15 protein-coding genes are annotated in these 12523 nt (G+C 63.1%); 11 read left to right on the top strand and 4 right to left on the bottom strand.

Features of this window, described 5'->3' with window-relative positions; all coding sequences use genetic code 11:
* Window positions 1-177 precede the first annotated feature (177 nt).
* Together ABZV44_RS23220 and ABZV44_RS23215 are read right to left on the bottom strand one after the other, a co-directional pair.
* On the bottom strand, window positions 178-1110 hold the full coding sequence (locus ABZV44_RS23220; RefSeq protein ID WP_354839796.1) for a hypothetical protein: 933 nt from the start codon (window positions 1108-1110) through the stop codon (window positions 178-180).
* On the bottom strand, window positions 1107-1757 hold the full coding sequence (locus ABZV44_RS23215; protein ID WP_354839793.1) for a hypothetical protein: 651 nt from the start codon (window positions 1755-1757) through the stop codon (window positions 1107-1109). Before ABZV44_RS23215 ends, ABZV44_RS23220 begins: the two co-directional genes overlap by 4 nt.
* A 348-nt stretch (window positions 1758-2105) precedes the next feature.
* Here ABZV44_RS23215 and ABZV44_RS23210 point away from each other — a divergent pair, with 348 nt between their 5' ends.
* The 8 genes from ABZV44_RS23210 (at window position 2106) to ABZV44_RS23175 (ending at window position 9062) form a co-directional block, all read left to right on the top strand.
* Entirely contained in the window at window positions 2106-2870 is a 765-nt protein-coding gene (locus ABZV44_RS23210; RefSeq protein WP_354839790.1) for a hypothetical protein, read from the top strand.
* 851 nt (window positions 2871-3721) lie between these two features.
* Window positions 3722-4561: a hypothetical protein gene (locus ABZV44_RS23205; protein ID WP_354839787.1), complete on the top strand. Its 840-nt coding sequence runs from the start codon at window positions 3722-3724 to the stop codon at window positions 4559-4561.
* On the top strand, window positions 4549-5403 hold the full coding sequence (locus tag ABZV44_RS23200) for a class II glutamine amidotransferase (protein WP_354839784.1): 855 nt from the start codon (window positions 4549-4551) through the stop codon (window positions 5401-5403). Before ABZV44_RS23205 ends, ABZV44_RS23200 begins: the two co-directional genes overlap by 13 nt.
* A 229-nt stretch (window positions 5404-5632) precedes the next feature.
* Complete coding sequence (locus ABZV44_RS23195) at window positions 5633-6736, top strand: hypothetical protein (protein ID WP_354839781.1); 1104 nt, start codon at window positions 5633-5635, stop codon at window positions 6734-6736.
* Entirely contained in the window at window positions 6724-7494 is a 771-nt protein-coding gene (locus ABZV44_RS23190; protein ID WP_354839778.1) for a hypothetical protein, read from the top strand. The genes ABZV44_RS23195 and ABZV44_RS23190 overlap by 13 nt, the downstream gene beginning before the upstream one ends.
* A 149-nt stretch (window positions 7495-7643) precedes the next feature.
* Window positions 7644-8120, top strand: coding sequence for a hypothetical protein (locus tag ABZV44_RS23185; protein ID WP_354839775.1), 477 nt, complete (start codon window positions 7644-7646; stop codon window positions 8118-8120).
* Window positions 8117-8332, top strand: coding sequence for a hypothetical protein (locus ABZV44_RS23180; RefSeq protein WP_354839772.1), 216 nt, complete (start codon window positions 8117-8119; stop codon window positions 8330-8332). The genes ABZV44_RS23185 and ABZV44_RS23180 overlap by 4 nt, the downstream gene beginning before the upstream one ends.
* Before the next feature lie 40 nt (window positions 8333-8372).
* Window positions 8373-9062, top strand: coding sequence for a hypothetical protein (locus ABZV44_RS23175; RefSeq protein ID WP_354839770.1), 690 nt, complete (start codon window positions 8373-8375; stop codon window positions 9060-9062).
* 542 nt (window positions 9063-9604) lie between these two features.
* On the opposite strand, the gene ABZV44_RS23170 is transcribed toward ABZV44_RS23175, so the two are convergent.
* Together ABZV44_RS23170 and ABZV44_RS23165 are read right to left on the bottom strand one after the other, a co-directional pair.
* The gene (locus tag ABZV44_RS23170) at window positions 9605-9793 is read right to left on the bottom strand and encodes a hypothetical protein (protein ID WP_354839767.1); all 189 of its coding nucleotides are present in this window, start codon (window positions 9791-9793) and stop codon (window positions 9605-9607) included.
* Window positions 9794-9809: 16 nt separating this feature from the next.
* On the bottom strand, window positions 9810-10343 hold the full coding sequence (locus ABZV44_RS23165) for a hypothetical protein (protein ID WP_354839764.1): 534 nt from the start codon (window positions 10341-10343) through the stop codon (window positions 9810-9812).
* 217 nt (window positions 10344-10560) lie between these two features.
* On the opposite strand from ABZV44_RS23165, the gene ABZV44_RS23160 reads away from it, so the two are divergent.
* The 3 genes from ABZV44_RS23160 to ABZV44_RS23150 are packed head-to-tail and all read left to right on the top strand — an operon-like array spanning window position 10561 to window position 12237.
* Window positions 10561-10893 (top strand): hypothetical protein, encoded by a 333-nt coding sequence (locus ABZV44_RS23160; RefSeq protein ID WP_354839761.1) that lies wholly within the window; start codon window positions 10561-10563, stop codon window positions 10891-10893.
* A complete protein-coding gene (locus tag ABZV44_RS23155) occupies window positions 10874-11404 on the top strand; it encodes a DUF6879 family protein (RefSeq protein WP_354839758.1) in 531 nt (176 codons plus the stop codon). Before ABZV44_RS23160 ends, ABZV44_RS23155 begins: the two co-directional genes overlap by 20 nt.
* Window positions 11353-12237 carry a helix-turn-helix transcriptional regulator gene (locus ABZV44_RS23150; RefSeq protein WP_354839755.1) on the top strand — a complete coding sequence of 295 codons (885 nt, stop codon included), beginning with the start codon at window positions 11353-11355 and terminating at the stop codon, window positions 12235-12237. Before ABZV44_RS23155 ends, ABZV44_RS23150 begins: the two co-directional genes overlap by 52 nt.
* Window positions 12238-12523 lie beyond the last annotated feature (286 nt).

Below are 12523 nucleotides of genomic sequence, written 5' to 3'. Positions count from 1 at the left end.
GACACACAGCCCCTGCGGCAGGCTACCTCGCCACGATCTGAAGGTCCATCGAGTCTGCTCATGACTGATACACACTGTCCAGGCCGGCGCGCGCCCACAGCCTGTCGCCCGGTGGAGGCCACAATCGGAACCGCACAGATAGCTACCAGTTACTTCATGAACCGGCCGATCGACCTATCAGTCGTTGCCGTACTCGGGCTCAAGCCAGTCCGCTAGATCCTCCGGATCGACTTCAATGGTGAAACACTCGTCCCCAAGCTCCGTCTCGGCGATCAGCTCGAACCTGTCGAGCACGAGACGGCAAGTCGGGCAGCTGAAGTACTCAGGGCTGACATCGATTTCAGCAATTATTCCGATGAAGTGATCGCCCTCGTTACCGCCGTATTCGGTCACTCGGCGGTCAGCGATATCGCTGCCTTCCAACATCCCGATGCCAGAGCATGCCGGACATGTTGCTGAGGCGCTGTAGTCCATGACCGGTGTCCAGCGTTGCGGAGCTTGCCACTTCGCCAGTTCACTGCCGCTCATCCGGCCTTCCCTGAACCGGGCCAAGGACAGCTTCGCTGCCTCGATTCGCGAGGTGAGCTGATGTTCAATGTTCTTCTTGTTCTGCGCCAGATAGGTCTCGACTTGGTCGACGCGTTCAGGTCCCACGAGGAGCGAGATATCTGCTCCCTGAGCGGTCAATAGGATGTTTGCTTGGGCCCAGAACCTTGGCCACCAGGCGTGCGGAGGGATGCCCGTGATGCCGAGCGCCGCACCGTGGAGGTACTCGTTTCGCCCCGAGGCGATCTTGGTGGCCTCCTCTTCGCTGAAGGGCCGGAAGACTCTCTGGCACCGCTTGAAGATCGTCGATGCCCTGGCCGTCGTGAAGTGTGGCTCGCCTTCGATCAGCCCGGCCGCCTTCAGGGCGTGAGATCCGTCGTCCGTCGGTTCGGCCACGAGAATAGGCGAGACCTTGCATAGCGCGGCCTTGGCAAGAAGCTCCAGCGCCAGCGCTGCCCACAGCTGCTTCTCATCCTCGGTTCTATCAGTCGACGGGTCCATAGCTCGGTTCAGAAACAGCTTGGCTTTAACCCAGAACTGCTCGTAGCCGTAGGGAGTCATCACTTCAAAGGCCCCGTCCTGTAGGCAATCCTGGTCAACTCGCGCTCTTCGCCTTTCTCGGCCCGTGCCCGACCATGGAGAACAACGCGATTCCGAATCAGCAAAAGCTTGTTCGGCTCGTCCCATGCATGCTCATAGACGTCGTCGTACGACGTAAGCAAGCTTGACGCGTCCCTTGATCGGCTGTCGGCTGGCGACATGCAGTACGGATCGAACCGCAGCCCGGTGTCGTCGGCTGCGCACGCTAGGAAGGCGTCACGTCCAGTACCTACGATGAACACTCCATGCTGCACGGCTGATGAATGGACTACCCCGAAGCTCGGCTTCCAGATTCGCGTTGCCGTGGAATTTACTGTGTCGGAGTGCATTACAACGATGTCCGGCACGAAAGGGAGATGCGCGCCGTCGACGTGCAACAACTGAGCCTCCAATCCGGTTGCTGCGCTGACCGACCGGACCGGGGCTTCCGCAGATACCGTTGGTTTAAGCTTCGACACGGAGGAATCACCCCGCCTGGTCGCGACTGCTTCCCATCCGCTTTCGCGCGCAAAGGCTTTGAAGAGTGCCAGCGGGATCGTCATTGTCGCCCATCCCGTCTTGGCACTGTCGGTAACCAGCTGGTCGAGGACCTCGTTGGGTGATGTCGGCAACCGACAGTCTCCTTTCGTCGTTAGTCTGGGATCCTGACATCCTTCCAGCGCGGCCATCGGGCAGGCCAACTCGGTTGTCACCTAATCCATCCAGCAGTCCCAAACGATGACCGACGCGTTGTCAATACGGCCACCTGGTCGGCGCACCGTATGGTGCATGCAGGCTACGCTCGGGTTGTTCATTGATCGTCGGGACCAATCGGTTCTCCCCTGTACGATCCGGTGATCCCAGCGACGGATCCGCCTGTCTCAGGCGGATGGTCAGTTGTCGCATAGAGCGGCCTCACACGCTCTCAACTCAGATCCCGCGTCCTGGCACCTCGCGTTACGACCAGAGAGGACCTTTGGATGACTCCGGATACCTCAGCCACCAATCCAACTCGACAAGCTCCCCAGCGCGGTGTTCGATGGAGCAAACCATTGCTTCACCGGGAACCAGCACAGGCGCTGTTGCGCGGCGACCGTCACGACCGCGGCGCGACTGCACCGGGACAGGGCGTCACCGTGGGAATCGACATCACGTGTCCGACTTGTGGACACGACGATCAGGTTCAGAACGTTCCTGCGGTGCATGCGACAGGAACGTCCGTGGTCCGCGGAGTCGACTCGCACTCAGGGCTTGGGATCAGCTCCGTCGGTGTGGTCCCGGTGGTCGGCTACGCCACCGTCGACCGAGTCCACTCGACTCATCTCGCTCAGGCACTCACCCTTGCACCGATGCGCCGCCGCTCCGGCAAGCTGGTTTTCCTCGGGCTGTTCTTTGCGATTCCCGCGTGCTTCTACCTTCTCTTCACCATCGTTGCGCTGAACGATCCTGATGCTGAAGTATCCTGGCCTTGGATTGTCGCCGCGTCCTTCGCATTCATCCTAGCGCTGGCCACCCCATCGATCCTCCTATTCTGGACCGCGCTGAGGAGAACCCGGCGCAACAACCGGATCAGTCGCGGGCTTCCAATCGCTCGCCACGTCTGGCGGGCCGGCTACTACTGCCACCGCTGCGGATTCTGCTATTGGCCCTACCAACCGGCCGCGGGAGTGCCGGTGCGGTATGCGGTGTCCCCCAACCAGTTTCGCTTGGCCGTCTGGAGCGCTGGGGGCTACGCCAACTTGTAGCGACTCAGGAAGCCCACCCGGCTCCGCTCGTACAAGATGCCTGTTCTCGCATCCAGATCCCAGCCGCCAATCCTCGGTGGCTCTCGGATTCAGCGCTATCGCCTCTTCCAACGGAACACGACAGGTCTTCGGCTGTCCGCGGCCGAACTCAGCCGCAACACGCAATATGGATCGATTCGATTAGGGCACAAGACTTCTGACGCCGTGAGATCTAGGAATCTGGCGCCTCGCCGGGGATCTCCAGGCTGACAGGTCAGAGTCCGCTCAGTTGAATGAGTGGCACGTAACCGCTTGGGCCGCCGACAGCGAGTCGGTTGCCTCTGATCCCTTCCATCCAATCGTGTTAGCGCACTCATGACGCTACTCCGACTATCCAGCTCTACGACGGGTCAGCAGACAAATGCCAAACCGCAGATGATGAGCACTTCAAATCACGCGCCGTGACGGACTCTCCGTCACGGCGTTTTTCGTTTCTCAACTCCGTTGGAAGGCGATCAGCCATGCCAAATCCTCCTTCGTGCGCGATCTGTCAATCTGCCATTTCCGGGCGGCGGCTACGAATTCCGAATTCCGAGGCGGCCTGCATACATTGCACGACCGGCTTGCCGCGATGCAACCGATGCCGCGCACCCAGCCGACGGCTGGTACCGACGATCGAACTCGGGAGGGTATGCAGCACATGCGCTGACGGATGGGCCGAATGTGCACGCTGCCGCTACCACGTACCAACTACCTGGCGCACTGATACCGGCGACCGAGTCTGCCCGCACTGTGTCGATCGGTTCTTCGATCATTGCGGTGTCTGCAGTCTCTACACCGCCGAGAGCCGGTATGTCTCCGGCGGTATCCGCGTGTGTTCGCGGTGCGCGGAAAGCTATGGCGTCTGCGACGAATGCGGCACGCTCCTGCCTGAGCACACCGACTGCGACGGCTGCGAGTCCGGCGGGCGGATCTGGAGTTACAACTACAAGCCCGACCCCAGGTTCTTCGGCCGCGGCCCACTGTTCCTCGGTCTGGAGCTGGAAGTCGTTGTCCCTCACGATAATTATCAGTTGTGTGCGTCGACGGCGGGCGACTATGTGCGTGATCTGGCCTATCTGAAGCACGACTCGTCGATCCAGCCGCTGGGCTTCGAACTGGTCACCCATCCGATGGACTATCGGTTCGCCATCGAGCAGTTCCCCTGGCAGTTGCTCGAGCGCCTGAACGAACTGGGGTGCCGCTCGGACGCCAGTGTCGGCATCCATGTGCATGTGTCGCGTGATGGCTTCGATTCACCCGCGCATATTTACCGGTGGGCGAAGCTCATCTACCGCAACGAACCTCAAACCGTAGCCTTGGCGCGGCGGCGATCGGATTTCGCACAGTTCTCGAGTACTGCGCGCGAACGTGTGAAGCATACCGCCAAGGACGATGTGCGCCGTTTCGGGTTGAACCGGTATCAGGCCATCAATCCGCATCCGCGCAAAAGCCTCGAGCTGCGGGTGTTCGCTGGATCTCTGGACCGCCAGCAGGTTCAGGCAGCCCTGGCATTCGCCGCAGCCACCGTCGAGTACACCCGCGGCCTCACCGCGACCGAGGTGATCCAGCGCGGCGGCTGGCGGTGGGATCAGTTCAGCGCCTGGGTGAACCAGCGGGAGGAATACGCACCGCTTCGGGCGGAGATGGAGGCACTCGCGTGTGCCTGCTGACTTTTCTCCCGGCGGGAACAGACCCCGATGTCGGCGCACTACGAAACGGTGCGCGCGTCAATCGAGACGGTCATGGTTTCGCGGTGGTCACCGACGGCGGGATTCTGGTCGGCCGCGGCATGGACGCCGAGGAAGTCATCGACGACTTCGCCGCTACCCGAAGACAGTATCCGGACCGGCCGGCGCTGTTCCACAGCCGCTACGCCACGCACGGCGCGGTGAGCATCGACAACTGCCATCCCTTTCGTCTCGGCCGCGATCGGCGAACCATGTTGGCGCACAACGGAGTGCTGCCCCGGCGGGTGCGCCCGGCACCGTATGACCCTCGATCGGACACGCGCATCGCCGCCGAGACGTATCTGTCGCGAATGCCTTTCGGGTCGTTCGATACCGCGGCCGGCCGCCGCGGTCTGGAGTCGTGGCTCGGGGCGAGCAAGCTGGTCGTGCTGACCGTCGATCCCGCCTTCCACGAGAACGCCTACGTGCTCAACGAATCGGCGGGGATCTGGGACGGCGGGATCTGGTACTCGAACCGCGGATATCGGCCTGATACCGGGTCTGGGCTCCGCCGGTCGCGGGCGTGGCTGTATGTGTGCGAAAGCTGCGGCGATGTCGACTTCAGTCGACGGGGCCGCTACTGCGGCCGGTGCGGCTGGTGTTTCCACTGCGCCAACACCTTTCCACACTGCGACTGCCTCCGACGCTCAACACCTGCTAGTTCGATGCGCCGCGACATGATCCTAGGCCAAGAGCCTAGGGCGTTCATCACGACTCCTGACACCGCCTTCAGTCCGGCGCTGTCGCGCCCATCCGGCCGAATCCGTCATTGCCTCAGGCACTGATTCGGCCCTCTTCGCTCTGCCCGCCTTGCGATCTCGTGCGCGAGAAGGGCTCGCCATACGAGGCGGACGCACCACTCCGGCTCCCGCGTCCTGCCGATCCTTCGTCGTTCAGAGAGGTCCCGTAGCCATGCCCCTTGTGCCGACAGCACACGCTGTGTGTGATCTGTGTGCCGCGCAGATCCCCCACGATCCCCCGACAGGCAAACGCAGCCCGCTGTGCCCTGCCTGCGTGGATCTTCCGTTCTGTGACGACTGTGGCGAGCGTGCCACCGAGATTCGCCGCACGGTCGACGATGGCACGTTGTGCACGCGCTGTGCTGGTCGGTGGCGCGAATGCGAATGCTGTGAGCGCTACACCACTGATGGTGCGTCCACGATCAACGACGGCGTCGTCTGCGACACGTGCCGCGAGGATCACTATTGGCGATGCTCGGACTGCGGGCTGCTCGCACGCTCACTACGTGCGCTCGACAACGGCGACGAGGTCTGCGGCGACTGTGAATACCAATACCGCGAATGCGGTGACTGCGACCGCCTGACCAGCAACGGCACCTACTGCTCACACTGCGAATCCAGCCAGCGCACTGACCGCGTCTATGACTACTCCTACAAACCCGAGCCGGTCTTCCACGGCCAGGGCCCGGTGTTTCTCGGACTGGAACTCGAAGTCAAAACCCCCGGAACCGCGCTCGAGGACTGCGTCGACATCGCCACGAGCCACCTCGACACGGTCGCCTATCTCAAAGAGGACGGCTCCATCGGCTACGGCGGCGGATTCGAAATCGTCACCCACCCCATGAGTTACGCCTGGGCCATCGAAGAGTTCCCGTGGAATGTGCTGCGGGAGCTACGCATTCGCGGCGCCTACATCGACAACCACCTCGGCATCCACGTCCACGTCTCCCGCGACGGATTCGACTCCCCCGCACACGTGTACCGGTGGATGAAATTCGTGTACCGCAACGAAACCCACGCCACCCGCCTGGCCCGGCGGCGCAGCGACGACTGGGCCAGCTTCGACCCCGACGCCCGCGCCGAGATCGTCAACTTCGCCAAAGGCGACCGCTTCGGCTACGGCCGCTACCAAGCCATCAACGTCTGCCCGCAAGACACCTTCGAAGTCCGCATCTTCGCAAGCTCCCTCCAACCCCAACAGGTCCAAGCCGCACTCGCATTCGTCGCCGCCTCCGTGGAATACACCCGCGTCCTCACCTCCGGTGACGTCGCGCGTCGGCGTGGCTGGGAATGGACCGCATTCGTCGACTGGCTGCGAAGCCACCCGATCTATCTGCCCTTGCTGGCGGAAATGGAGGCCCTCTCGTGTGCATCCTGAGCTTCTACAAGCCCGGTATCACCCCGGATCTCGACGCTCTGCGCGATGGCGCGGCCGCCAATCCCCATGGGCACGGATACGCCCTCATCGCTGACGGGCGAATCCGCGTCGGCCGCGGACTCGACGCCGACACGGTGATCGACGAGTTCGCCGCCGTGCGAGCGCAATTCCCCGACACACCAGCCTTGTTCCACTCGCGGCTGGCTACCCACGGCTATATCGACGAGCAGAACTGTCACCCCTTCGCCGTTGGCGGCGACGAGCGAACAGTCCTGGCGCACAACGGGGTTCTGCCCGAGATCGTGCATCCCCGATTCGGGGATCCCCGCTCCGACACCCGGGTGGCAGCCGAGGATTTCCTACCCCACGAACCGTTCGGGCCGCTGGATTCCTGGATCGGGCGCACCGGGCTCGAGGACTGGCTGGCCGGGGACAAAATGATCATCCTGACCGTCGATCCCCGCTACAAACACACCGCCTACCTGCTCAACGAGCACCGCGGACATTGGAGCCGCGACGGGATCTGGTACTCCAACCACTCCTACCTGTGGCGCGCACTGGAAACCCCACACGAGCCCGGCTGCTACCTCTACGACTACTGCGACTACTGCGGCCAGTTCGACCTCGAACGCCCCGGACCGCACTGCACCAGCTGCGGGTTCTGCGATCAATGCTGGCAGGAATTCCCGCACTGCGAATGCGAATTCCTCACCGGCACCGAACGATACGCCGACCTGAGCTTCTCCGACGTCGCCTGACCCGGTCGGCCCGCCCCACCGCCACCTTCCGTGTCCGGCATCCGCCTGCCCGAGAAGAAGGAGTTCTGAGCGTGATTCACCGGTTTCGCTACATCGACCCCGCGCCCCGTCGACAGCTGTCGGCCTACCAGGCTATGCGGTGGTGACTCGTGAATGGTGAGTTGAACAGCTATTGCGCCCGGCTGCGCGTCAGTCCCCGCTACGTCGAGGTCGTCTCCGCGCCACCGGCGAGCAGCGTACTGGTCGTCGGCTATCGCGCCTGCTTCGCGACCGCCCCGAAGCCAGGCACGCCGGTGGCGGCCTTCCCCGCAATCACATCGGCGTCGACCACCACCACCGTCGCCGCACCACCGATGGCATTGGTGTCGATCGAACGCGCCGCCCAGATCATTCGAGACCGTGAAATACATTGGGAAGAAGGCAATTTCGGCGTCTCCGGCGTCCACTGGTGCCTCATCCCGGTCGACCCCACGGTCGACAGCAGGTTCGTCATCGCCGAGGGATGGTGGGCTGCCGGCGGCTACCAGGCCGTGCTCACACGATCGGTGATCGCCAACGCACCCACCGCACCGACCGTCGTCGCCGTGCACAACACCCACCCGAGCACCAGCCGGAACAGGTGGTGATCACCAGCGCCGCGGCCCTGGTGGCCTGGATCGAAGCAGCCCTGCCCGAGGCCGACCCCGCGGCCTTCGGCCCGTGGCTCGCTGAGCCGCCCGGCCCCGGTGCGCTCGCCGCCATCGTGCACATCCGCATCGAATCTGCACACCAGCCACCGCGATCCGCCTGCGTGACCTTGTCGGCTCACCCGCTCACCGACAACCACACCGCTCCCTGACGACATCCCGCTCCCCCGTAATGCACATCTGAGGAGAACTGTGAACTCCGAAGCCACGTCATCGAATTCGTCCCGCCCACCGATCCCGGCGCGCCTGCACGACGCACCGACCGCACAAGGGCTGACCATCCCGTTCCTGACCCTGTGCCACCGCGGGCGAGTCTCACCGGTGTGGGGTGCGATCGACCCTGAACGCTACGCACTGGTGCTGGCACTGCGGCTGTGTCAGGTGTGCGGGGAACCCCTCGGCACCGGCGAGGGACCCGGCAACCAGGTCGTGGTCTTCATTCGGCCGCAAGACTGGATTCGGGGAATCGCTCCCGAGGCCGGATTACATCCCGACTGCGCCACCTACTCCACCTGCGCCTGCCCGATGCTGGCCGGCCGCATGCCGACCTACCGATCCAACGCGGTCGCCGCGCGCATCACGCCCTGCGATGACCCGCAATGCGATTGCCGGCAATGGACCCCGCCCGGCTCGGAGTCCGAAGAGTCCCAGCGGGCGGGCAAGCCTGCCGACCCCTGGTACTCCGCGTTGATCGACGCACGCGACTACCAGATCGTGCACCACCGCGCCGACGAATCCGAGCCCCCTGGGTACGGCGTCACCTTGCGCGGGATGCAGGTCCTGCGGCTACGGAAAGTACGTGGCACGGCCGAACACGAACAGACAGTTCTGGACGTGTTGGCAGCCACCCTGGATCTGACGCGGCTCGCAGGCGGCCTATGACCCGACCTCGATCCTGCGCCCGCGGCCTCAGACAAACCACAGCGAGGTCGATACCGCGGGCTTCACTGCCCTGACACTCTGGCTCCATCGCGCTATTCACGGTGCTCATCTCGTCGCCTACACCCGGATCTGCCCTCCTCGGCCTCTCGATTCTGTCGAGGAAAATTCGGCAAGCTCTCTTCGGGGCCTTCTTCTTTTCTCTTCCTTTTCGGGGGTTCCCGCTCTTTTCTTCCCGCTGCAGAGGGTGTCGAGACTGTGGCACACCAGAATTCGCGAGTCGTATCGGGAGCCCCGCACCTCACCCGACGTATCCCCGGCAGGCACACCACGGCGTGAAGGGTGCCAGCAGTGGCGGGCACCCGAATCGGGCCACAAGGTTCCTCATCGTGAGCATGCGGGAGTGGCCCCAGTCCGTCCCCGGCGGATTGGGACCCTTCCCCTTGGGTTGCGGAAACCCTCGGCGCGGTTGCGGTTGGCCGAGGGATCATCGCGAAATACGTTGTGGAACAACGTCATCGAGTTGTCGTGGATTACCGTTCCGATCAACCACCCCCTTTCAGTGGTCCCCGAGCATCGGAATGGTCCTTGGTGTCGTTGCGGAGGTATACCCGGAGTTCGGTGGGCGTGAAGTTGAAGACGAATCGTGCGACCGTGAGCACCGATCCAGCGATGACCACGATGGATGTCACAGCGGCGGCGACGATCGCGGCGAGCAACTCGGTCCAGCGCATCGACCAGCCTTCTCCCTCATGCCCGGTCCGCACGCGCCGGCGGCAGGTCTCGAAGGGGTGGCATCGTGCGCCGGGCGTAGGTCTCTTCAGGGTTTACGGTGATCACGTCGAGTTGCTGCACCAGCGTCGCGGGTATCTCCCCTCCCTCGAAGTGCTCAGGGCCGGGGACAATGACCGCTTCCGCGTCCAACCGGGTCGCTTGCGCCTTCAGGCGGGCCAACGGAGGCCGCCCGAAACTGGGGTCATAGATCACCATGTCGGCGAAGTCGTAGCCGAGACGTGTTGCGAGCTTGCGGATTTGGCTTTGGTCCCACAGCTGCGAGGCTCCGGACACATCGGTCCGGAGATAGCCCAAACACGTTGGCTTATAACGCATTACAGTCACTCTGTCCTCGTGTCCGTCGAGTGCGATGTGTCCGTGAATCTCGAGGTAGAACCCCGAGCAGTCCTCGCAGTCGTCTCCGGTGCTCTGGAGTTCCAGCACGCCACCAGGAAACTGGAACAGCCGCGTACGTGGCGTGGCCTCTACCTCGTCTGGTTCATTGGTCACGGCTGCCCCTCTGGTCGCTGGCGAAGCGGTCCGGGACCGAGACGACTGCACCGGTCCCGAACACCTGATCTGACGCTAGGTGCGCGGTCGGCAGCCACTCCAGGAGTTTTCTCGAGTTTTCTAGATGAACCGGGTTCTGCCACAGAATCCGGTACTGAGCGGGACGATCGATGCGGCGTGACGACATCCGCCACGCCCCCAAGCGGGAGGACTGATCATGAGCAAGCGGTTACGGCTTCTGGGCAAGAACGGCTCACCCGGCAACACCTGCCCGTCGCTGTACGAGACCGAGGACGGCTTCGTGACGCAGGGGTGGCGCACCGACACACCCGGCACGGTCGAAATCCCTCACGTGCTACTGGGTTACGCCGACCCTGGCACTTACATCGGTGCGCCACTCGTTGACAGTGGAAGGGGTACCTTCCTGGTGAGCGGTGAGCCTGTCACAGATCCGGGCATGTTGGCGCAGATGGAGATTGCGCCCAACGAGACGGCTGTGGAAGTGCCGAAGATGGAGAGGACGTTCTACGGTGAAGCTGTTACAGGGTGAGGCGTTCGACAACCTGATCCGAAGCAGTCGGCGCGAGGCGTTCCACCTGGAAGTGCAGGACGACTACAACACCGAAGACGGGATAGAGCCGTTCCGCAACTGGCAACAGGGCCGGACCGATGACGACTACGAGTGGTTACGGGGCTGGCTGGACCTGGTTCGCGACATGACCATGCGCGGCGTCGCTGTGCGCCGTGCTCGGGTGGTCACGGTTCCACACACCACGTACACGCGGTGGCTGGTGGAGGTGTCGCTTCAGAACGCCGATGCGGGCGAAGAGATCCGGTATGCGCCTCGGCACTTGGTCGATTCCAGCCGGTTGACCACGGACGACTGGTGGTTGTTGGACGATGAGACTGTGGTTTTCACAACGTTCGAAGAAGATGGACGATTCGCCGGCGCTGCGGTCACCCATGACCCGTGGATCATCGCCTACTGCAAGGGGGTTCGAGACTACGTGTGGTCGGCGGCTGTGCCGTACGCCGACTACGTAGCTCTCCAGACACAGTGACCACCGCTGTACACGAACAACGACAAGCTCTCGGGCTACGGCTCCGAGAGCTTCGTCGTGATGCCGGTATGACAGGCAGGGCACTCGCCAAACTGGCGAACTGGCCCGAGTCGAAGATCAGCAAGATCGAGTACGGCAGGCAGACACCCACGGAGGAGGACCTCCGAACCTGGTGTGAACGCACCGACAGCGGCGACCAACTACCCGACTTGATCGCAACGCTGCGGAACATCGAAGCCGCGTACATGGAATGGCGGCGGGCACTCGGCATCGGCATGCGTCGGCACCAGCGCAGGTTGGATCGGATCGCCCAGGCGGCTAACCAATTGCGCTGGTATGAGCCAGTACTCATACCAGGGCTGCTGCAGACTCCCCGATATGTCGAGGCGGTTCTCCGCCGCATGATCAAGTTCTATGCAATCCCCAACGACCTCGACGAGGGAGTCTCGGCCCGGATCGAACGTCAGCAGATATTGCACCAAGGCAACCGCAGGTTCTCGTTCGTGATCGCCGAACAGGCCCTACAGACCACAGTCGGAGACGACTCGGTCATGGTGGAACAGTTGGAACACCTCCTCGGCGCGATGTCCCTGCCGCGCCTGGTACTTGGGATCGTGCCAGAACGGTTCGCTTTCGACGGTCCGGCTATCAACGGCTTCGTGATGTATGACAACCGGCTGGTGCTGGTAGAAACCGTGAGCGCGGAGCTGACGATCAACCAGCCGCGCGAGATCGCGCTCTACGGCAGGCTGTTCGCCCAACTAGCCGACCAAGCCGCCTACGGTGAGCCAGCACGTCATCTGATCATGACTGAGCTCGAAAAGCGTCGATAGCGGGGCCCATCAGTCCGAGCATACCGAACGGTGAGTGGAACGGAAAACCCGGCCGGGGTCTCGGTTCAGGGTGCGCTTCGCCAGGCCGCTGTCTGTTCCTGGCAGGTGTCGGGGAACAGGTTGCGGCTCAGGAGAACTGAGACCCGATGAGGGCTTCTGCGTGAAGCAGGGCCCGCGTGACTGGAGCCCTTTGAGCAGGTCCAGCGGTTGTGAGGGTTCTGATGCACCAGAATGGGTGCAGGAGGATGAGATCACGACATGGCGCGACGACGACACACCCCCGAAC

It is taken from the genome of Nocardia sp. NPDC004860, from assembly GCF_040609015.1.
Classification (GTDB): domain Bacteria; phylum Actinomycetota; class Actinomycetes; order Mycobacteriales; family Mycobacteriaceae; genus Nocardia.
This window is presented reverse-complemented; position numbering and strand designations above follow the sequence as displayed.